16 protein-coding genes and 1 rRNA gene are annotated in these 20,115 nt (G+C 70.5%); 9 read left to right on the forward strand and 8 right to left on the reverse strand.

Annotation, left to right across the window (positions count from 1 at the left end; all coding sequences use genetic code 11):
• Positions 1-112: 112 nt before the first annotated feature.
• Positions 113-229: ribosomal RNA gene (gene rrf, locus D581_RS0116805) — 5S ribosomal RNA — on the forward strand.
• Positions 230-394: 165 nt separating this feature from the next.
• Here the strand turns inward: rrf and D581_RS0116810 are convergent.
• Genes D581_RS0116810 through D581_RS0116830 form a run of 5 tightly spaced genes read right to left on the reverse strand, consistent with a single transcriptional unit; the run spans position 395 to position 5,896 of the window.
• A complete protein-coding gene (locus D581_RS0116810) occupies positions 395-1,708 on the reverse strand; it encodes a DUF58 domain-containing protein (RefSeq protein ID WP_026290585.1) in 1,314 nt (437 codons plus the stop codon).
• A gap of 10 nt (positions 1,709-1,718) precedes the next feature.
• Entirely contained in the window at positions 1,719-2,747 is a 1,029-nt protein-coding gene (locus tag D581_RS0116815; RefSeq protein WP_018958385.1) for an AAA family ATPase, read from the reverse strand.
• On the reverse strand, positions 2,744-3,994 hold the full coding sequence (locus tag D581_RS0116820; protein ID WP_018958386.1) for a DUF4350 domain-containing protein: 1,251 nt from the start codon (positions 3,992-3,994) through the stop codon (positions 2,744-2,746). The genes D581_RS0116815 and D581_RS0116820 overlap by 4 nt, the downstream gene beginning before the upstream one ends.
• Complete coding sequence (locus tag D581_RS0116825; RefSeq protein ID WP_018958387.1) at positions 3,991-4,680, reverse strand: DUF4129 domain-containing protein; 690 nt, start codon at positions 4,678-4,680, stop codon at positions 3,991-3,993. The genes D581_RS0116820 and D581_RS0116825 overlap by 4 nt, the downstream gene beginning before the upstream one ends.
• Positions 4,681-4,684: 4 nt before the next feature.
• Positions 4,685-5,896 carry a DUF7847 domain-containing protein gene (locus D581_RS0116830; protein ID WP_018958388.1) on the reverse strand — a complete coding sequence of 404 codons (1,212 nt, stop codon included), beginning with the start codon at positions 5,894-5,896 and terminating at the stop codon, positions 4,685-4,687.
• A 140-nt stretch (positions 5,897-6,036) separates the two neighbouring features.
• Between D581_RS0116830 and mtnA the strand changes: the two genes are divergently transcribed.
• The 7 genes from mtnA (at position 6,037) to D581_RS0116865 (ending at position 14,580) form a co-directional block, all read left to right on the forward strand.
• Positions 6,037-7,179, forward strand: coding sequence for an S-methyl-5-thioribose-1-phosphate isomerase (gene mtnA, locus D581_RS0116835; RefSeq protein WP_032752781.1), 1,143 nt, complete (start codon positions 6,037-6,039; stop codon positions 7,177-7,179).
• 4 nt (positions 7,180-7,183) lie between these two features.
• Positions 7,184-7,873: a two-component system response regulator MtrA gene (gene mtrA, locus D581_RS0116840; RefSeq protein ID WP_199787808.1), complete on the forward strand. Its 690-nt coding sequence runs from the start codon at positions 7,184-7,186 to the stop codon at positions 7,871-7,873.
• An 88-nt stretch (positions 7,874-7,961) separates the two neighbouring features.
• Entirely contained in the window at positions 7,962-9,914 is a 1,953-nt protein-coding gene (gene mtrB / locus D581_RS0116845; protein ID WP_018958391.1) for an MtrAB system histidine kinase MtrB, read from the forward strand.
• A gap of 28 nt (positions 9,915-9,942) precedes the next feature.
• Complete coding sequence (locus D581_RS0116850; protein ID WP_018958392.1) at positions 9,943-11,784, forward strand: LpqB family beta-propeller domain-containing protein; 1,842 nt, start codon at positions 9,943-9,945, stop codon at positions 11,782-11,784.
• Positions 11,785-11,867: 83 nt separating this feature from the next.
• Positions 11,868-12,626 carry a ComF family protein gene (locus D581_RS0116855; protein ID WP_018958393.1) on the forward strand — a complete coding sequence of 253 codons (759 nt, stop codon included), beginning with the start codon at positions 11,868-11,870 and terminating at the stop codon, positions 12,624-12,626.
• Positions 12,627-12,952: 326 nt separating this feature from the next.
• Positions 12,953-13,642 (forward strand): ribosome hibernation-promoting factor, HPF/YfiA family, encoded by a 690-nt coding sequence (gene hpf / locus D581_RS0116860; protein ID WP_003968752.1) that lies wholly within the window; start codon positions 12,953-12,955, stop codon positions 13,640-13,642.
• A gap of 182 nt (positions 13,643-13,824) precedes the next feature.
• Positions 13,825-14,580 carry a response regulator gene (locus D581_RS0116865; protein WP_018958394.1) on the forward strand — a complete coding sequence of 252 codons (756 nt, stop codon included), beginning with the start codon at positions 13,825-13,827 and terminating at the stop codon, positions 14,578-14,580.
• Between the two features lie 46 nt (positions 14,581-14,626).
• Here the strand turns inward: D581_RS0116865 and D581_RS0116870 are convergent, their stop codons facing one another.
• Positions 14,627-15,814, reverse strand: coding sequence for a winged helix-turn-helix domain-containing protein (locus tag D581_RS0116870; protein ID WP_032752783.1), 1,188 nt, complete (start codon positions 15,812-15,814; stop codon positions 14,627-14,629).
• A 62-nt stretch (positions 15,815-15,876) separates the two neighbouring features.
• Positions 15,877-16,488: a GNAT family N-acetyltransferase gene (locus D581_RS0116875; protein ID WP_018958396.1), complete on the reverse strand. Its 612-nt coding sequence runs from the start codon at positions 16,486-16,488 to the stop codon at positions 15,877-15,879.
• Positions 16,489-16,728: 240 nt separating this feature from the next.
• On the opposite strand from D581_RS0116875, the gene secA reads away from it, so the two are divergent.
• On the forward strand, positions 16,729-19,554 hold the full coding sequence (secA, locus tag D581_RS0116880) for a preprotein translocase subunit SecA (protein WP_018958397.1): 2,826 nt from the start codon (positions 16,729-16,731) through the stop codon (positions 19,552-19,554).
• 68 nt (positions 19,555-19,622) lie between these two features.
• Here the strand turns inward: secA and D581_RS0116885 are convergent, their stop codons facing one another.
• Positions 19,623-20,069, reverse strand: coding sequence for an Rv3235 family protein (locus D581_RS0116885; protein WP_026290587.1), 447 nt, complete (start codon positions 20,067-20,069; stop codon positions 19,623-19,625).
• Positions 20,070-20,115: the final 46 nt, after the last annotated feature.

Genomic DNA, 20,115 nt, shown 5'->3' on the forward strand with positions numbered 1-20,115 from the left:
TGACTGGTACTAATAGGCCGAGGGCTTGTCCTCAGTTGCTCGCGTCCACTGTGTTAGTTCTGAAATAACGAACGGCCGTGTTTTCATCCGGTGTTGGTTAATTTCATAGTGTTTCGGTGGTCATTGCGTTAGGGAAACGCCCGGTTACATTCCGAACCCGGAAGCTAAGCCTTTCAGCGCCGATGGTACTGCAGGGGGGACCCTGTGGGAGAGTAGGACGCCGCCGAACAATTTTTCCGGGAAAGCCCCGCACCTTTTGGTGCGGGGCTTTTCTGCGTTCCAGAACCGACCGGCACCGGCGCCGAGGAGAATCAGGGGAACGCGGGCTGGAGCAAGCAGTTCCCCGGGTACTCCTCGACCGCAGAGCCGGCAGGGCAGGACGCTGGGCTCTCTGTCAGAGACGCCCTGCGGCCTTCAGGGCCAAGTACGTATCGGCAAGCGTGGGAGCCAGATTCTCCGGAGTGGCGTCCACGACGACAACGCCGTGGCGGCGGAGCCTGTCGGCCGTGCGGCCGCGGTCGGCCTGGGCCTGCGCGGCGGCTGCCGCGTCGTACACGGAGTCCACGGTCCCCCGCGCATGGGCCATTCCTTCAATCCGAGGGTCGGAGACCGCGGCCAGCAGAACGGTGTGGCGCTGGGTGAGTTGAGGCAGCACCGGGAGAAGCCCCTCCTCGATGGGGGCGGCCTCCAACGTCGTGAGAAGAACGATCAGCGAACCGCGAGGGGCGTCGGTGAGGGCGGCGTTGCTCAGGCCTCGGGCGTCCGTCTCGATGAGCTCGGGTTCCAGCGTGGCCAGGGTGTTGATGACGGTGGCCAGCACATTGCCCGTGGCCGTCCGGCCTTGGACCCGGGCTCGGACCTGGCGGTCGTAGGCGAGGAGGCTTACGCGGTCGCCCGCCCGGGTGGCGAGCGCGGTGAGAAGGAGTGTGGCGTCCATCGAGGCGTCCAGGCGGGGGACGTCACCTACCCGGCCCGCTGACGTGCGACCGGTGTCGAGGACGATCAGGATGTGCCGGTCACGCTCGGGACGCCATGTCCGGACCGCTACGGCGGACTGGCGTGCGGTGGCCCGCCAGTCGATGGAGCGGGTGTCGTCCCCGGGCACGTAGGCCCGCAGACTGTCGAACTCCGTGCCTTCACCGCGTGTCAGAACGCTGGTGCGGCCGTCGAGTTCCCGCAGCCGGGCGAGCCGGGAAGGCAGATGTTTGCGGCTGGTGAACGGTGGCAGGACTCGTACGGTCCACGGTGCCCGGTGCTGTCCTTGGCGTGCGGCAAGGCCCAGCGGGCCGTACGAGCGGATGGTGATGCGGTCGGCCTGCCGGTCGCCGCGCCGGCTCGGGCGCAGAACAGTGACCAGACGTCGCCGTTCCCCGGCGGGAATCGCCAATGTGTGGCGGGAAGCGCGACGTTCGGAGCCCGAGGTCCAGCTGCTGGGGGGCCAGGCGTCCCGCAGCTGGGCGCGCAGACGCCGACGCGAGGTGTTGGTCACCGTCAGTTGCACTTCGGCCACGTCACCGAGTCGAGCAGATGTGTCGCCGGATCGAGTGAATCGGAGCGTGCGCACTGGCGCGGCCAGCGCATAGTCGCACAGAATTGCCAGTGAGAGCGGAGCGTTGACCGCAAGCATCCCGGTCCAGCTGGGAGCGAGGATGCCTACGGGGAGTGATCCCAGGGCGGCCAGCAACGCGGTACGTCCGGTGAGGGCCATGGTCACCGCCTCATCGGGGTACGGGGACGTGGGCGAGCACTGAGGCGATGACGGAGTCGGGGGTGACTCCTTCCATTTCCGCCTCGGGCCGCAGGTGGATGCGATGACGGAGCGTGGGGAGCGCCAGGGCCTTCACATCGTCCGGGGTGACATAGTCCCGGCCGGTCAGCCAGGCCCAGGCACGGGCGGTCGACAGCAGTGCGGTGGTGCCTCGGGGGGAGACGCCGAGGGAGAGCGAGGGGGAATCGCGCGTGGCACGGCAGATATCCACGACATAGCCGGCGATCTCGGGGGAGACGGTCGTCTTCGCGACGGCTTCGCGTGCTGCTTCCAGATCGGCGGGCCCGGCGACGGGCCGTATCCCTGCGGCCTGGAGGTCGCGTGGGTTGAAGCCGTCGGCGTGACGGGTGAGGACGTCTATCTCGTCCTGCCGTGAAGGGAGCGGAACCGTCAGTTTGAGCAGGAAGCGGTCGAGTTGGGCTTCGGGGAGGGGATAGGTGCCTTCGTACTCGACGGGGTTCTGGGTCGCGGCGACGAGGAAGGGGTCAGGCAGTGGCCGTGGCGTCCCGTCCACGGTGACCTGCCTTTCCTCCATCGCTTCGAGGAGGGAGGACTGGGTCTTGGGAGGAGTGCGGTTGATCTCGTCGGCGATCAGCAGGTTGGTGAAGACGGGGCCGGGCTGGAACGAGAACTCGGCTGTGCGCGCGTCGTAGACCAGTGAACCCGTGACGTCGCTGGGCATGAGGTCGGGGGTGAACTGGACGCGCTTGGTGTCGAGTTCGAGTGATGCGGCAAGTGCACGGACCAGCAGCGTCTTGGCCACGCCGGGTACGCCTTCGAGGAGTACGTGTCCCCGGCAGAGCAGCGCGACGACGAGTCCGGTGACGGCGGGGTCCTGGCCGACGACGGCCTTGGCGATCTCGGAGCGCAGGGCCTCCAAGGACGCGCGGGCGCTGTCGGACGGCTCCGGTTCCGCGGGCCTCACGGGGGCCGCTGCGGGCACCGTGGGCTCGGCCGGCTCGGGGGTCGGGGCGCTCATGAAGTGCGTACCTCTCTTTCGAGGGCGTCGAGTTGATCAGCGAGGAGGACCAGGGCGGCATCGGTGGAGGGAGCCGTACCGAAGAGGAGGGTGCGGAGGTCGTGGTCCGGGGTGGTGATGCGGGCGGACACGGCGGCGAGAAGGGCATCAGGGGTGTGCGCATCACGGGCGGGCACTCCGGCGAGGGGGGCGATACGTGTGCGGGTGGCGGCTCGGAGTGCGTCGGCGGCACGGTCGCGGGCGTTGGCCTTGCGGTAGAGGAGCGAGCGGCCTTCGGCCGATTCGGATGCGCGGATGGCCACTGGTAGCCGTTCCTTCACCAGGGGACCGAGTCGGCGGGCCCGCCAGACGGCGGCAAGGCCTGCTGCAAGGGCGAGTTGGAGCGTTCCCCACAGCCAGCCGGAGGGGATGAGGTCGAGGAAGCCGCTCTCGTCGGACGCGTCGTCCCTCGCGCCGTCTTCTGAGGGGGCTCCGTTTCCGTCGCCGGGGGAGCCGTCGCGGGTTGTCGCGGATGGATCTGTGAGAGAGGGGAGGTACCAGACGAGATGAGGGCGGGAGCCGAGGAGTTGCAGGGCGAGCGAGGCGTTGCCCTGCTTGCCGAGACGCTCGTTGTGGAGGAGGTCGGGGGAGCCGAGGATGACGGTGTCGCCGCCTTCTCCGGTCGGGAGGACGACCAGACTGGGGAGGCCTGCGGCCGGGTAGCAGGTGACGGCGCCGGCGTCCTGTGTCGTGTACCGGGTGCCGCCCATGTCCGCTGTGCCGGCCAGCTGGGCGGCGGGGAGCTCGCACGACGGGGCGAGAGCACTGACGGCCTGGTGCGGCGCGGCGTGGACGCCGGGGGCGAGTCGAGGCGTGGCTCCCGGTCCCGGGGCGATCAGCAGGGTGCGCCCTGCGGAGGCGGAGGCCGCCGCGTCCAGTCGGAGCTGCTGCGACCGGGTCAGGAGATTGGGGCCGGCGACGAGGAGTGTGGTGTCGGGGCCGGTCGCGGCGGTGACTTCGTCGAGAGTGGTGGCGACGGTGACGGTGACGCCGCGAGCCTTGAGGAGTTCGGCCACGGCGCGGCTTCCCTTGGGGTCCGTCGAGCGGGGGTCGAGCTGTCCGTGGTTCGTTCCGGAACGTACGACGGCGAACGTGATGCCGGCGACGACGAGGATGAGGACGACGGCCAGGACGCCTCGGGCACGGGTCCAGACCTGGCCGGGGGTGGGCGCTGTCGAGGTGGGGGAAGCGGTGCTCGCCGTGGTCATCCGGCGGCTCCTCGGGAGGCCCCGGGCAGCAGCGGCTTTGCCTCGTCGAGTTCGAGGTCGAGGGTGCGCAGGGACAGGTATGTCGGCTGGTCCGCGGTGCGGCCCCCGTACGTCACGTCGTCGAAGGCCCGGGCGGCGGCGCGTAGCCGGGCCCTGTGCTCGGGCAGGGCCCGGCCGGCTTCGGCTGCGGCTTCGTCCGCTGTGCGGCTGGGGCGTGGGTCGAGCAGGGCACGTTCCTCAAGGGACCGGACGATGGCACGCATGCGTTCCTGGAGGGCCTCGGTCCAGCGCAGAGCCGTGGCGTGTGTCTCGGCGGTGGCGCGGTGCTGGGCCGCGCTGCGGGGGCCGTCGTTGTCGAAGAGGGCGTCCGGGCTCCGGGAGGAGCGTTGCGGGGTGCCGAGCCGCCACCAGAGGGCGGCGGCAAGGCCGATGACGAGGACGACCAGGACCACGAGTCCGGCCGGGCCGCCGGGGGCGGCGCCCGCGGCGGCGTCGAACACCCCGGCGACCCAGTCCCAGAACTGGTTCAGGGCGCGCTGGAGGAAGTTCGGGTCGTTCTCGTGGTACATCGGCTTGGACAGCTCGCTCTCCGCCGCCTCCCGTGCGGGGAGACGGGGAGTGTCCACGGGTATGTCGCCCGCTGCCGTGTCCCGCCGTGCTGTGGTGATGCCCCCCGCCCCCGACATCGCATCAGCTCCTGGGGGTGTCGGCGCCGTAGCCGGGCAGACCCGCGGCTCGTGCGAGGTCGAGGTCCAGTGCTTCGCGGCGGATGCGCTGGTCCACGTAGAGGAGGGCCATCACACCGGCGACGAAGGGGTAGATCAGTGTCGAGACGATCACTTCGCCGATGCCGGTGACGATCAGGAACGGCCAGCCGAGGGAAGGGGCGGTGCCGCTGAAGAATTCGTTGACGTCGGTTCCGTCGGCGATCACCGCGATGACGCCGAACGGGATGGAGACGAGGAACGTCAGCAGGAAGGTCAGCAGCCAGGTCAGGGCGAGGATCCCGAAGGTACGCCACCAGGCGCCGCGGACCAGCTTCGCCGACCTGCGCAGCGCGGCGACGACGCTCTGTCGTTCCAGCATCAGGGCGGGGGCGGCGAGTGCGAAGCTGACGTTCAGCCAGAGCAGCACGACGCAGGCGGCGGCGAAGCCGAGGAAGGCGAGTGCCGCTCCCGCCTCGGAGCCCAGCAGCAGGCCGGGGCCGATGCCCACGGTCATGATCGCGGCCATGATCAGGGCCACCAGCAAGGTCAGCCCGAGCAGCGGGAGGACCCGGGGGCGGGCCTCTGCCCAGGTGTCGGAGAGCGTGGTGGGACGGCCCAGGACCGAGCGGCTGATGACCACCGTGATGATCGACGCGGTGAAGAGCGTGGCGATCATCGTGACGAGGGAGGCCGGGGCCAGGGAGATCAGTGTCGACCTGGCGGAGTCGGTGGCCTGGCGGAGGGCCTCGGCGCCGGTGGCGTTCGGGTCGACGGAGGTCGGTTTCGGCAGCAGATAGCGCTGCATGAGGATGACGGCGATCTGGGTGACGACCGAGACCGCGAGGCTGAAACCGAGTGCGGTACGCCAGTGGGCGCGCAGGGCGGAGACGGAGCCGTCGAGGATTTCGCCGAGGCTCAGGGGGCGCAGCGGGATGACGCCGGGCTTCGCGGCCGGCGGCGGTCCTGCCCAGCCCTGGCGCTGCGGGCCACCGCCCCAGCCGGGGGCGGGTGGCCGGGCTCCGGGGCGGCTGTCGGGGTTGCTCGGTGGAGACCACTGCCCGGGGGGCGGCTGCTCGGGGGACCACTGTCCCGTCGGGCCGCTTCCGTCCTGAGGGTCGGAGGGGCGGGGAATCGCCGTCTCCTTGCCGTCGGAGGGGGCAGATCCGGGCGACGCCCAGCCCGGAGAGTCGTTCATTCTCGCTCCTTCACCGTCCTGACCGCTCATCGGGGCGGCAGGTTGGCAGCCATCGTGCCACGCGTGGGTCCGGGGTGGACCAGCCGCTCTGTCTCCATGGTGCCTTCAGATACGGGACGCTCAGCGGGCAGACTGGACGGATGGCTGATCAGGACGCGCAATCGACAGTGGGCTTCGAGCCTCCCGCGCTTTCCGTACTCCGCTGGGACGAGCTCCCGGAGGGTCCCGTGCTGGTGCTTCTCGACCAGACGCGGCTGCCCGCCGAGGAGGTCGAGCTGGTGTGCACGGATGTGCCCGCGCTGGTGCGGGCGATCCAGACTCTGGCGGTGCGAGGGGCCCCGCTGCTCGGGATCGCCGGGGGATATGGGGTGGCGCTCGCGGCGGCGCGGGGCTATGACGTGGCGGAGGCGGCCGGTCTGCTGGAGCGGGCGCGGCCCACCGCGGTGAACCTCGGCTACGGGGTGCGGCGGGTGGCGGCCGCCTACGGGGAAGCCGTGGGCAAGGGGGCGGGCGACGAGGCGGCCGCCGCGGCGGCGCTGGCCGCGGCGCGGGCCCTGCACCGGGAGGACGCCCAGGCCAGCAGGCGTATGGCGGAGTACGGCGAGGCGTTGCTGGAGGAGCTGATCCAGGGCGGCGGGTATCGGCTGCTGACCCACTGCAATACCGGGGCGCTGGTCTCCGGGGGCGAGGGGACGGCGCTGGCCGTGGCGTTGCGGGTGCACCGGAAGGGCCGGTTGCGACGGCTGTGGGTGGACGAGACACGGCCGCTGCTCCAGGGGGCCCGGCTGACCGCGTACGAGGCTGAGCGCAACGGTCTGGCGTACAGCCTGCTCACGGACAATGCGGCGGGCTCCCTGTTCGCGGCCGGGGAGGTCGACGCGGTGCTCATAGGGGCGGACCGCATCGCCGCCGACGGTTCGGTGGCGAACAAGGTGGGGAGCTATCCGCTGGCCGTGCTCGCGAAGTATCACCACGTGCCCTTCATCGTGGTGGCACCGACGACGACCGTGGATCTGGAGACCCCGGACGGCACATCGATCATCGTCGAGCAGCGCCCCGGGCGAGAAGTGACGGAGCTCACATCGTGGCGGGGTGTATCGGCCGACGGTGGAGGAGGGATGGTCGTCGCACCCCTCGGGGCCCCGGCGTACAACCCGGCCTTCGACGTCACACCCCCGGAACTGATCACGGCGATCGTCACCGAGGAGGGCGCTGTTTCGCCGGTCACGGGGGCCGGACTGGCAGAGCTGTGTGCCAGGTCATCGCAGGTAACGATTAGCTAATGGGATGATGTCGATTATGAAGGGACGCGTCCTTGTCGTCGACGACGACACCGCACTGGCCGAGATGCTCGGGATTGTGCTGCGTGGAGAAGGTTTCGAGCCGTCGTTCGTAGCGGACGGCGACAGGGCACTGGCTGCATTTCGTGAGGCCAAGCCGGACCTGGTGCTGCTCGACCTCATGCTGCCCGGAAGGGACGGCATCGAGGTGTGCAGGCTGATCAGGGCCGAGTCCGGTGTGCCGATCGTCATGCTCACTGCCAAGAGCGACACCGTCGATGTGGTGGTGGGCCTGGAATCAGGGGCCGACGACTACATCGTCAAGCCGTTCAAACCTAAGGAGTTGGTTGCCCGGATCAGGGCACGTCTGCGGCGGTCCGAAGAGCCCGCGCCCGAACAGCTGACCATCGGTGACCTGGTCATCGATGTGGCAGGCCACTCCGTGAAGCGGGAGGGGCAGTCCATCGCCCTGACCCCGCTGGAGTTCGACCTGCTGGTCGCGCTCGCCCGCAAGCCGTGGCAGGTCTTCACCCGTGAGGTCCTGCTGGAACAGGTGTGGGGTTACCGCCACGCGGCCGACACCCGCCTGGTGAATGTGCATGTCCAGCGTCTGCGTTCCAAGGTCGAGAAGGACCCGGAACGGCCGGAGATCGTCGTGACGGTCCGAGGCGTCGGCTACAAGGCCGGACCGAGCTGAGGTGCCCCGAGGCAGCGTCGCTCCGGGGCCCGGCGAGCCGGGAGTCCGTACGGAGCGGGCTGCCGGCCCGGGACGGAAGGCGTCACGTATGAGCCGTTTTCTGCAGGGCGGCCGGCTGTTCGAGGACCGGACGCCCGGCGGGCCCGTACCGCGGTTGCTGATGCGGTGGGTACGCCGCCCGTTGCTGCCCGCCGTCCGGTTGTGGCGGCGCAATCTGCAGCTTCGCGTCGTCGCGGGCACCCTGCTGATGTCGATCGGCGTCGTGCTGCTGCTCGGCTTCGTCGTCATCGGCCAGGTGCGCAACGGCCTGCTCGACGCCAAGGGCAAGGCCGCCCAGACCCAGGCCGTCGGCGGCTTCGCCGCGGCCCAGGAAAAGGCCAACGTCCCCCTCGCCCCCGACGGTCAGGGGAGCGAGCGCACCGACGGCATGACCGGCAGCACCTCCTGGCGCACCGAGCTCGTCGACCAACTCGCCAGCGGTGGCAAGAACGCCTTCAACGTGGTGGCGCTCAGCGTCGACTCGGTGGCGGAGGGCGCGAGCAGCCGTGCCGCGCGCGGTTCCGGCAGCGTCGAGGCGTCCAGCGTCCCTGAGCGCCTGCGGCAGAGGGTGAGCGAGGGGCAGGGCGCGTTCCAGACGTACTCCCGGATCCGGTACTCCTACGGCAGTGAGGCGCAGCCCGGCCTCGTCGTCGGCAAGCGGCTCTACGACATCGACCAGCAGCCCTACGAGCTGTACTACCTCTTCCCGCTCACGCAGGAGGAGAAGTCCCTGACACTGGTCAAGACGACCCTGGCGACCGCCGGACTCTTCGTCGTCGTGCTGCTCGGGGCCATCGCCTGGTTCGTGGTGCGGCAGGTCGTCACGCCGGTGCGGATGGCCGCCGGCATCGCCGAGCGACTCTCCGCCGGCAAGCTCCAGGAACGGATGAAGGTCACCGGTGAGGACGACATCGCCCGGCTCGGCGAGGCCTTCAACAAGATGGCCCAGAACCTCCAGCTGAAGATCCAGCAGCTGGAGGAGCTCTCCCGGATGCAGCGGCGCTTCGTCTCCGACGTATCGCACGAGCTGCGGACCCCCCTCACGACCGTCAGGATGGCCGCCGACGTCATCCACGAGGCGCGTGCCGACTTCGACCCCGTCACCGCGCGCTCCGCCGAGCTGCTCGGCGACCAGCTCGACCGGTTCGAGTCGCTGCTCGCCGATCTGCTGGAGATCAGCCGGTTCGACGCGGGCGCCGCGGCCCTGGAGGCCGAGCCCATAGACCTGCGGACCGTGGTGCACCGGGTGATCGGTGGCGCCGAACCGCTCGCCGAGCGCAAGGGCACCCGGATCCTGGTCGTCGGCGACGACCAGCCGGTGATAGCCGAGGCCGACGCACGCCGTGTCGAACGCGTCCTGCGCAACCTCGTGGTCAACGCCGTCGAGCATGGTGAGGGCCGGGACGTCGTGGTGCGGATGGGCGTGGCGCAGGGCGCGGTCGCCGTGGCCGTCCGGGACTACGGGGTCGGGCTCAAGCCCGGCGAGGCGACCCGGGTCTTCAACCGGTTCTGGCGTGCGGACCCGGCGCGGGCCCGGACGACCGGCGGGACGGGTCTCGGTCTGTCGATCGCCGTGGAGGACGCCCGGCTGCACGGCGGCTGGCTGCAGGCCTGGGGTGAGCCGGGCGGCGGCTCCCAGTTCAGGCTGACCCTGCCGCGTACGGCGGACGAGCCCCTGCGCGGTTCGCCGATACCGCTGGAGCCCGAGGACTCGCGGCGCAACCGTGGCAACCGGGAACGCGACGAGGCCGGAGCGGGCGCGTCGGACGACCACCGGCTGATGTCCGTGCCGCCCCAGCCCGGGGCCGGCGAGCGTTCGCCGCTGCCCGTGCCCGGTCGCGACCCCGTCGTCCGCAACGGCGCCCCCTCGTCGGTGCACCCCGCCGCGCTGCCCGGCAACGGGGCACGTGTCGTGGCGCGCCCGGCCCAGGAGCGCCCCGGTGGGCGTTCGGGCAACGGCGTACTCGATTCCGACCAGGAGGACACCACTCGTGGGTACTGACCGCGGTCCGGGCGGCCGAGGGCGGGCGGTGCGGATGGTCGCGCTGCTGGGCTGCGGCGTCGTCGTGCTGGCCGGGTGCGGCTCGATGCCGGTGACCGGGGACGTCAAGGCGGTCGACGCCTCACAGCCCGGGGACTCCCAGGTGCAGGTGTACGCGGTGGCACCCCGGGAAGGCGCGGCGCCCAGCGAGATCGTCGACGGCTTCCTGGAGTCGATGACCAGTGACGATCCCGCGTTCGCGACCACCCGGAAGTACCTGAGCGCCGACGCCCGGCGCACCTGGCAGCCGGGCGGGGGCATCACGGTGCTCGCCCAGGCCCCCAACCGCAGTGGCCCGCTGCTCCACGACGAGGCCGACCGGGCCACCCGGGACAAGGCGACGACCTACACGCTGACCGGCGAGAAGGTGGCGGCGGTCGACGCCCAGAGTTCCTACCGTCCCCTCGCGCCCAGCGACTACGCCCAGACCCTGCACCTGGTGCGGGAGAAGGGGCCGGACGGGAAGCAGGAGTGGCGCATCGACACCGTGCCGGACGGCCTGGTCCTCGGGCAGTCCGACTTCAAGCGCCTCTACCGCTCCGTGAACAAGTACTTCTTCGCCACCGGGCGTACGAGCGGCCGGTCGACACTCGTCGCTGACCCCGTCTACGTACGCAACCGTGCGGATCCGGTCACGCGCATGGACACCGCCACGCAGGCCGTCAGGACGCTGCTCGCCGGTCCGACGAACTGGCTTCGGCCCGTGGTCGACTCCCGGTTCCCGACGGGCACTGCCCTGCGCAAGGGCATCATCGCGCTGCCGTCGGACGATCAGAACGTCCTGAAGGTGCCGCTCAACCACAAGGCCGACAAGGCGAGCCCCAGCGCCTGCCGGATGATGGCCGCGCAGGTGCTGTTCACGCTGGGGGACCTGACCCCGGCACGGGTCGAGCGGGTGGAGCTGGAGGGCGGCGAGGGCGCCCAGCTCTGCGGACTGGACGCCGACGACGCGCCGGATTTCTCCGCCGACAACGGCTCCGACGAGGCCGACAGCCAGTACTTCATCAACGACAAGGGCCAGGTGGAGCGGATCCCCGGCGCCACCGACGGCACCGGAACGCCCGAGCCCGTGACCGGCCCGCTCGGCGCGGGCGTCGTGCCGATGAGCGCCGTCGGGGTGGCCCGGGACGAACGGCGGGCCGCCGCGGTCTCCTCCCACGGGCAGGACCTCTACGTGTCCTCCCTGGAGACGGAGAGCAGTGAACTGACCGACCCCCTCGTCAGCAGCAAGGCGAAGAAGGCCGCCGACCGGCTGTCGTCGCCGAGCTGGGACGGCCGCGGCGACCTGTGGGTCGCCGACCGCGATCCGGCCGGTCCCAGGCTGCTGCGGCTGACCGGGGGCGCGGGCGATCCGCAGGAGGTCCGGGTGCCGGGTCTCGACGGCGCCCGCATCGAGGAGCTGCGGATGTCCGCGGACGGGGTGCGGATCGCGCTGCTGCTGAGGAAGGACGGCCGTACGACGCTGAACATCGGCCGGGTCGAGCGCCGGGGCTCCTCCGTGGCGCCCGAGATCTCGGTCGAGGACCTGCGGCAGGCCGCACCGCAGCTCATGGACGTGACGGCCATCTCCTGGTCCGGGCGCAGTCGGCTGGTGGTCGTCGGCAAGGAGGAGGGCGGTGTCCAGCAGGTGCGTTACGTGCAGGCGGACGGCTCCACGTCGGCCTCGGGGTCGTTGCCCGGGGTGAACCAGGTCCAGTCGGTCGCCGCGGCGGACGACGAACTGCTTCCGCTGATGGCGGAGACCGTCGGCGACGGCATAGTGAAGCTCTCGCCCGGGGACAACTGGCAGACGGTTCTCCAACAGGGCACGTCGTTGGTCTACCCCGGCTGATCCGGCAGCGGGCCGGGATCCGCCGGGCGCCCGGGTTTTCCACAGGGGTGGCCCGGTCCCGGCGGCCCCGGCACAGTGGGGCCATGCGGAACGCGTGGCAGGAACTGTCCGGTCTGCTTCTGCCGGTGGCCTGCGCCGGCTGCGGCAGGCCGCGCACCGAGCTGTGCACCGCCTGCGGGGCGGCGTTGCACGGTGCGCCCGCCCGCCCGGTCCGGCCCTCGCCGCGGCCTCCGGGGCTTCCGCCGGTGTACGCGGCCGCGCCGTACGAGAACGCCGTACGCGCGGTTCTGCTGGCCCACAAGGAGCGGGGTGCGCTGGGGTTGGCCGGGGCGCTCGGCCGGGCCCTGGCGGGTTGTGTACGGGCCTGGGCGGGGCGGCCGGGCGGTGCGGGCCCTCTGCTGCTGGTCCCGGTGCCCTCCGCGCGCTCCTCGACCGCGGCGCGTGGCCATGACCCGGTGCGCAGGATCGCCGCCACGGCCGCGCGGGACCTGCGGCGCGAGGGACTGCCGGCCGAGGTGCTTCCGCTGCTGCGGCAGCGGCGCGTGGTCGCCGACCAGGCCGGTCTCGGGGCGCGGCAGCGGCGGGCGAATCTGGCGGGCGCGCTGGAGCTCACGGCAGGGGGAGCGCGGCTCCTCCGGCACGGACTCCTCGGGCAGGGCCCTCTCCGGCACGGCCGGGTGATCCTGGTCGACGATCTGTTGACGACGGGTTCGACGCTGGCGGAGGCGGCGCGGGCCGTCGGCGAGGCGCGCGGCGCCGGTCGGGAGCCCTCCGTGCACGGAGGGTGCCGGGCGGCGGTCGTCGCAGCCTCTCCCTCCGCCTTCGAAATAAACCGGAACTGACCGAGAACCCGCATCGTTGCAGGTAATGAGAGGGCAATACCCCCTGAACGGAGGTACGTGCCAGTAGCGGGTGCCGAGACCCTGGTGCGCAGGCTATGTTCGGTTGTGAGGAACGGTGAATGCCGGACCTCGATGAATGCACCACCAGGTTTCGGGCAGGTAACTCACCGGTAGGAGAAGCACGCGAGTCGGTGGGGTTGCGACCCTTCCGACGGGGGAGGAGGAGGCGAAAGCCACCGAGTCCGAGGCCCTGGTGATCTCCGGGGCCTGGTGCAAAAGGGAGATGCTCCGCCGCTGAGCGGAGCGATCCGGGAACGGAGTTCTGCGTGGACATCGTCGTCAAGGGCCGCAAGACCGAGGTGCCCGAGCGGTTTCGCAAGCACGTGGCCGAGAAGCTGAAGCTGGACAAGATCCAGAAGTTCGACGGCAAGGTGATCAGCCTCGACGTCGAGGTGTCCAAGGAGCCGAATCCCCGTCAGGCCGACCGTTCCGACCGGGTGGAGATCACGCTCCGCTCCCGGGGGCCGGTCATCCGGGCGGAGGCGGCGGCAGGCGACCCTTACGCAGCGCTCGACCTGGCCACCGGAAAGCTGGAGGCCCGGCTGCGCAAGCAGCACGACAAGCGCTACAGCCGCCGAGGCAACGGCCGTCTGTCGGCTGCCGAGGTCGGGGACGTGGTCCCCGGCGTCGCTTCGTTCGACGAGGACGGTGAACTGGTCGGCGACCAGCCGTCGGAGCCCGTCCCCACCACGAAGATCGGCTCGCTCGAAGTGCAGGGCGAAGGGCCGCTCGTGATGCGCGAGAAGACCCACACCGCCGCACCGATGTCGCTCGACCAGGCGCTCTACGAGATGGAACTGGTCGGCCACGACTTCTACTTGTTCGTCGACTCCGAGACGAAGGAGCCCAGTGTCGTCTACCGACGGCACGCCTACGACTACGGCGTCATCCACCTGAGGACCGACCCGCTCGCCGCGGACGAAGCAGGCGGCGCGGGCGGTGCGCTCGGCGGCTGAGCCACAGCGTCGGGGTGCCCCCGGGGCGTTTTCGCGCCACCGGGGGCACCCTCGCACGGGCGCAGGACCACCGTGCCGGTGGCCGGGCATGGAATCATGGCGGCCCGAGCCAATCGGTGTTCTGTGAAGTGCCGTTGGCGAACGACCGACACTTCAGGCCGTGGCCTTCAGGGGGAGGAACGATGGCGGACACCTTCGGGCCCGTGCGCGATGCGAATGACTCCGGCGACGACACCGGTGCGTACACCGGCAGCGGGGCGGACGGCGCTTCACGCAAGGAGCCCATCAGGGTCCTCGTGGTCGATGACCACGCGCTCTTCCGCAGGGGCCTGGAGATCGTCCTCGCCCAGGAGGAGGACATCCAGGTCGTCGGCGAGGCCGGGGACGGCTCCGAGGCGGTCGACAAGGCCGCCGACCTGCTGCCCGACATCGTTCTGATGGATGTCCGGATGCCCAAGCGCGGCGGCATCGAGGCCTGTACGGCCATCAAGGAAGTGGCCCCCAGCGCGAAGATCATCATGTTGACGATCAGTGACGAGGAGGCCGACCTCTACGAGGCGATCAAGGCGGGCGCGACCGGCTACCTCCTCAAGGAGATCTCCACCGACGAGGTCGCCACGGCCATTCGCGCGGTCGCCGACGGGCAGTCCCAGATCAGCCCCTCCATGGCTTCGAAGCTGCTCACCGAGTTCAAATCGATGATCCAGCGCACCGACGAGCGGCGGCTCGTTCCGGCGCCCCGGCTCACCGAACGCGAGCTGGAAGTGCTGAAACTCGTGGCGACCGGCATGAACAACCGGGATATCGCCAAGGAGTTGTTCATTTCCGAGAACACGGTGAAGAACCACGTCCGCAATATCCTGGAGAAACTGCAGCTGCACTCCCGGATGGAAGCCGTGGTCTACGCCATGCGCGAGAAGATCCTGGAGATCCGGTAGCGGACGGCTCCGGCTCCCGTCCCGGTCTTCGGTCCGCGGGGGCCGGTCAGCGGTAGGCGCGCTGGAGTGCGTGGCCGATCTCCGTCCTGAGCGGCTCGCGCAGCTCCGGGGCGTCCACCCGGTCCACCCGGATGTCCGTGCAGCCCACCCAGGCCGCCGCCTCCACCAGGGCCTCGGCCATCGGGGCCACCGCTTTCGGGCCGGCCAGCGACGCCTGCCGGGCGATCAGCGTGGTGCCCTCGCGCGCCGGGTCGACCCGGCCCTGGAGCTTCCCGCCCGCCAGCAACGGCATGGCGAAGTAGCCGTGGATCCGCTTCTGCTTGGGCACGTAGGCCTCCAGCCGATGCGTGAAGCCGAAGATCCGCTCCGTGCGCGCCCGCTCCCAGATCAGGGAGTCGAACGGCGACAACAGCGTCGTACGGTGGCGTCCGCGGGCCTCCTTGGCCAGCGCCTGCGGGTCCGCCCAGGCCGGCTTCGCCCAGCCCTCCACCACCACCGGGACCAGCCCCGAGCCGGCCACCACGGCGTCGAACTCCTCGCCCCTCAGCCGGTGGTAGTCGGCGATGTCGCCGCGGGTGCCGACGCCCAGGGACTTGCCCGCCAGCGCCACCAGCCGCCGCCGGCACTCGGCGTCGCTCAGGTCGTCGTGGAGCAGCGCGTCCGGAATGGCCCGCTCGGCCAGGTCGTAGACCCGCTTCCAGCCGCGCCGCTCGGTGCACACCACCTCGCCGTACATCAGGGCCCGTTCGACGGCGACCTTGGACGCCGACCAGTCCCACCACTCGCCGCCGTTCTTCGCGCCGCCCAGCTCGGTCGCCGTCAGCGGGCCCTCGTCGCGCAGCTGCTTGATCACGGTGTCGTAGGAGCCGTCCGGCAGATCGTGGCCCCAGTGCGGGCGGGAGCGGTAGGCGCGGCGGCGGAACGCGAAGTGCGGCCACTCCTCGACCGGCAGGATGCACGCCGCGTGCGACCAGTACTCGAAGGTCCGGCCGCCGGACCAGTAGGCGTCCTCCACCGTCCGGCGGCTCACCGGGCCCAGCCGGGCGTAGGGGATCAGTTCGTGCGAGCGGGCCAGCACCGAGATCGTGTCCAGCTGGACCGCGCCGAGGTGCCGCAGCACTCCCGGCACCCCTGCCCGGCGGTCCGGAGCCCCCAGAAAGCCCTGGGCGCGCAGCGCTATGCGGCGGGCCTGGTCGGCGGAGAGTTCGACTGCGGGAGGAGGCACAGGCGTCATACGTCGAACCCTAGACGGCGCCACTGACAGTCCGGTCCGGTTGCCCTCCGCGGATCCCGTGGTCACCGTCCGGGACGCGGGGATCCACCGGGCCGCGGGGCATGCCGTTCGGGGACGTACGGGTGGGAGCCCGCGAGCCCCAGGTCGGACGGGAGCAGGGCCGCCGTCCAGGCGTCGCGCCGCACCCCCTTGTTGAGCAGCCCGGACCGCTGGTCGCCCTCCAGCCGGAATCCCGCCCGCAGGACGACGGCCCGGGAGGCCACGTTGCCGATCTCGGCCCGCCACTCCAGCCGGTCCGCCCCGAGGGAGGAGAAGGCCCAGCGGGCGGAGCCGAGCACGGCCTCGGTGACGTATCCGCGGCGGCGGTGCTCCTTGGTGGACCAGTAGCCGACCTCGTACGTCCCCGGCAGACTGCGGCGGTCGATGCCGAGCGCACCGACGAGCGCCCCGGTCTCCCGCAGGACCAGGGCGAAGCCGTAGGCGGAGTCGTCCTGCCAGCCCGCCGGGCAGAGCTTCGTGGTGAACAGCTCCGCGTCGGTGAGGCGGTACGGGGAAGGGACCACCGTCCAGCGCTGGATGTCCGGGTCCTGGCAGGCGGCGTGCACCGGATGGGTGTCCTGCGGGCCGAAGGGCCGCAGCAGCAGTCGCTCGGTGGTGAGAGTGATCGGCTCCATGGACCGATTCTCGTGAGCCGGCCCCCTCGATGCGAGCACTTTTGGGGCTTCCCGGCACCTTCCGTGCGTTTGGACCGTTGTCCTATAAGGGTGCGGTGAGGTCCACGCGACGGCAGCCCTCCCGACGCGGTGGTGTCCTCGCTTACGATGGCCGTTGCGGTGGGGCCCACCTGCCGTGCCCGCGCCAGAGTCCATTACCCGACCCAGTGCCAGGCCCGACCGGCAAGGAGACCAGCCTCAGTGTCCGTCTTCAACAAGCTCATGCGTGCAGGCGAAGGCAAGATCCTGCGCAAACTGCACCGCATCGCGGACCAGGTCAGCTCCATCGAAGAGGACTTCGTCAACCTCTCCGACGCCGAGCTGCGGGCGCTCACCGACGAGTACAAGGAACGGTACGCGGACGGCGAGAGCCTGGACGACCTGCTTCCCGAAGCGTTCGCCACGGTCCGTGAGGCCGCGAAGCGCGTCCTCGGACAGCGCCACTACGACGTACAGATGATGGGCGGAGCCGCCCTGCACCTCGGTTATGTGGCCGAGATGAAGACCGGTGAGGGCAAGACCCTCGTCGGCACCCTGCCCACGTATCTGAACGCGCTCTCCGGCAAGGGCGTGCACCTGATCACGGTCAACGACTATCTCGCCGAGCGTGACTCCGAGATGATGGGCCGGGTCCACAGGTTCCTCGGCCTGGAAGTCGGCTGCATCGTCGCCAACATGACTCCGGCCCAGCGCCGCGAGCAGTACGCCTGCGACATCACGTACGGCACGAACAACGAGTTCGGCTTCGACTACCTCCGCGACAACATGGCGTGGTCCAAGGACGAGCTCGTCCAGCGCGGCCACAACTTCGCGGTGGTCGACGAGGTCGACTCGATCCTCGTCGACGAGGCCCGTACGCCGTTGATCATCTCCGGCCCGGCCGACCAGGCCACCAAGTGGTACGGCGACTTCGCCAAGCTGGTCACGCGCCTCACCAAGGGTGAGGCGGGCAACCAGCTCAAGGGCATCGAGGAGACCGGCGACTACGAGGTCGACGAGAAGAAGCGGACCGTGGCCATCCACGAGACCGGCGTCGCCAAGGTCGAGGACTGGCTCGGCATCGACAACCTCTACGAGTCGGTGAACACCCCGCTCGTCGGTTACCTGAACAACGCCATCAAGGCCAAGGAACTGTTCAAGAAGGACAAGGACTACGTCGTCATCGACGGCGAAGTCATGATCGTCGACGAGCACACCGGCCGCATCCTCGCCGGCCGCCGCTACAACGAGGGCATGCACCAGGCGATCGAGGCGAAGGAAGGGGTGGACATCAAGGACGAGAACCAGACCCTCGCCACGATCACCCTGCAGAACTTCTTCCGCCTCTACGACAAGCTCTCCGGCATGACCGGTACGGCGATGACCGAGGCCGCCGAGTTCCACCAGATCTACAAGCTCGGCGTGGTGCCGATCCCGACGAACCGGCCGATGGTCCGTGCCGACCAGTCGGACCTGATCTACCGCACCGAGGTCGCCAAGTTCGCCGCGGTCGTCGACGACATCGCCGAGAAGCACGAGAAGGGCCAGCCGATCCTGGTCGGCACCACCTCGGTCGAGAAGTCGGAGTACCTCTCGCAGCAGCTCTCCAAGCGCGGCGTCCAGCACGAGGTCCTCAACGCCAAGCAGCACGACCGGGAGGCGACGATCGTCGCCCAGGCGGGCCGTAAGGGCGCCGTCACCGTCGCGACGAACATGGCCGGCCGAGGCACCGACATCAAGCTCGGCGGCAACCCGGACGACCTCGCCGAGGCGGAGCTGCGCCAGCGCGGCCTCGACCCGGTGGAGAACGTCGAGGAGTGGGCGGCCGCGCTGCCCGCCGCGCTGGAGCAGGCCGAGCAGGCCGTGAAGGCGGAGTTCGAGGAGGTCAAGGAGCTCGGCGGGCTCTACGTGCTCGGCACCGAGCGCCATGAGTCGCGCCGTATCGACAACCAGCTGCGCGGTCGTTCCGGACGACAGGGCGACCCGGGCGAGTCCCGCTTCTACCTGTCGCTGGGCGACGACCTGATGCGCCTGTTCAAGGCCCAGATGGTCGAGCGCGTCATGTCGATGGCGAACGTTCCGGACGACGTCCCGATCGAGAACAAGATGGTCACCCGCGCCATCGCCTCCGCACAGTCGCAGGTCGAGCAGCAGAACTTCGAGACGCGCAAGAACGTCCTGAAGTACGACGAGGTGCTCAACCGGCAGCGTGAGGTCATCTACGGTGAGCGCCGCCGCGTCCTGGAGGGCGAGAACCTCCAGGACCAGATCCGGCACTTCATGGATGACACGATCGACGACTACATCCGGCAGGAGACCGCCGAGGGCTTCGCCGAGGAGTGGGACCTCGACCGGCTGTGGGGCGCCTTCAAGCAGCTCTACCCGGTGAAGGTCACCGTCGAGGAGCTGGAGGAGGCGGCCGGGGACCTGGCGGGCGTCACCGCCGAGTTCATCGCCGAGTCGGTCAAGAACGACATCCACGAGCAGTACGAGGAGCGCGAGAACACCCTCGGCTCCGACATCATGCGTGAGCTGGAGCGACGCGTCGTCCTCTCGGTGCTCGACCGCAAGTGGCGCGAACACCTCTACGAGATGGACTACCTCCAGGAGGGCATCGGCCTGCGGGCCATGGCGCAGAAGGACCCGCTGGTCGAGTACCAGCGCGAGGGCTTCGACATGTTCAACGCCATGATGGAGGGCATCAAGGAGGAGTCCGTCGGCTACCTGTTCAACCTGGAGGTCCAGGTCGAGCAGCAGGTCGAGGAGGTTCCGGTGCAGGACGGCGCCGAGCGCACCTCGCTGGAGAAGGAGAGCGCCGCCGCTGCCCCGCAGATCCGCGCCAAGGGCCTGGAGGCCCCGCAGCGGCCGGACCGGCTCCACTTCTCCGCTCCCACGGTGGACGGCGAGGGCGGTGTCGTCGAGGGTGACTTCGCCAACGACGACGCCACCGGTGACACGCGGTCCGGTTCCGCCGACGGCATGACGCGCGCCGAGCGTCGCAAGGCGCAGAAGAGCGGTGGCGGCGGCGGTCGCCGTCGCAAGAAGTAGCACCAGCGGCAGTACCCCGGCAGGGGCCGGACACCACGAGGTGTCCGGCCCCTGCCGCGTCTCCCGGGTCACCGGGGGCCCGGGGCGCCGACGGTGAGGCGTTCGCCGCCCAGCTCCACGGCGGCGCAGCGCCAGCGCTGGTCGGGGCCCTGTTCCAGGCGGAAGGCCATCGCCCGGACCCGGTCGCCCGCGGCGATGCTGGCGAACGCCTCGACCACGCCGGTGGCGGGCTGCGCCCCGCGGCAGTGGCGGAGGACGGGGCGGCTGCCCCTGGTGTCCCCCAGCGGGCTGGTCGGGGCCAGCTCGGCGAGCTGGTCGTAGGCGGGGCCGATGGTGTGGCCGAGCATCCAGTGCACCGGGCGCTGGCCGCTGAGGACCGCGAGCAGGCGCTCGGCGAACCACTGGTGGGGCCGCTGCGGCCGGTGGGGCTGCAGCCTGCGGGACCGCTGCGGAGGTACTGACCGGGGACCACTCTGGTCGCGTCGGCCTGCGGGCCTCGTCCTGTCCGTGCTCATGATCGTCGCCCCCGTTGACCGGGCCCGGCATCTACCGGGCGGTAAC

The organism is Streptomyces sp. CNB091 (assembly GCF_000377965.1).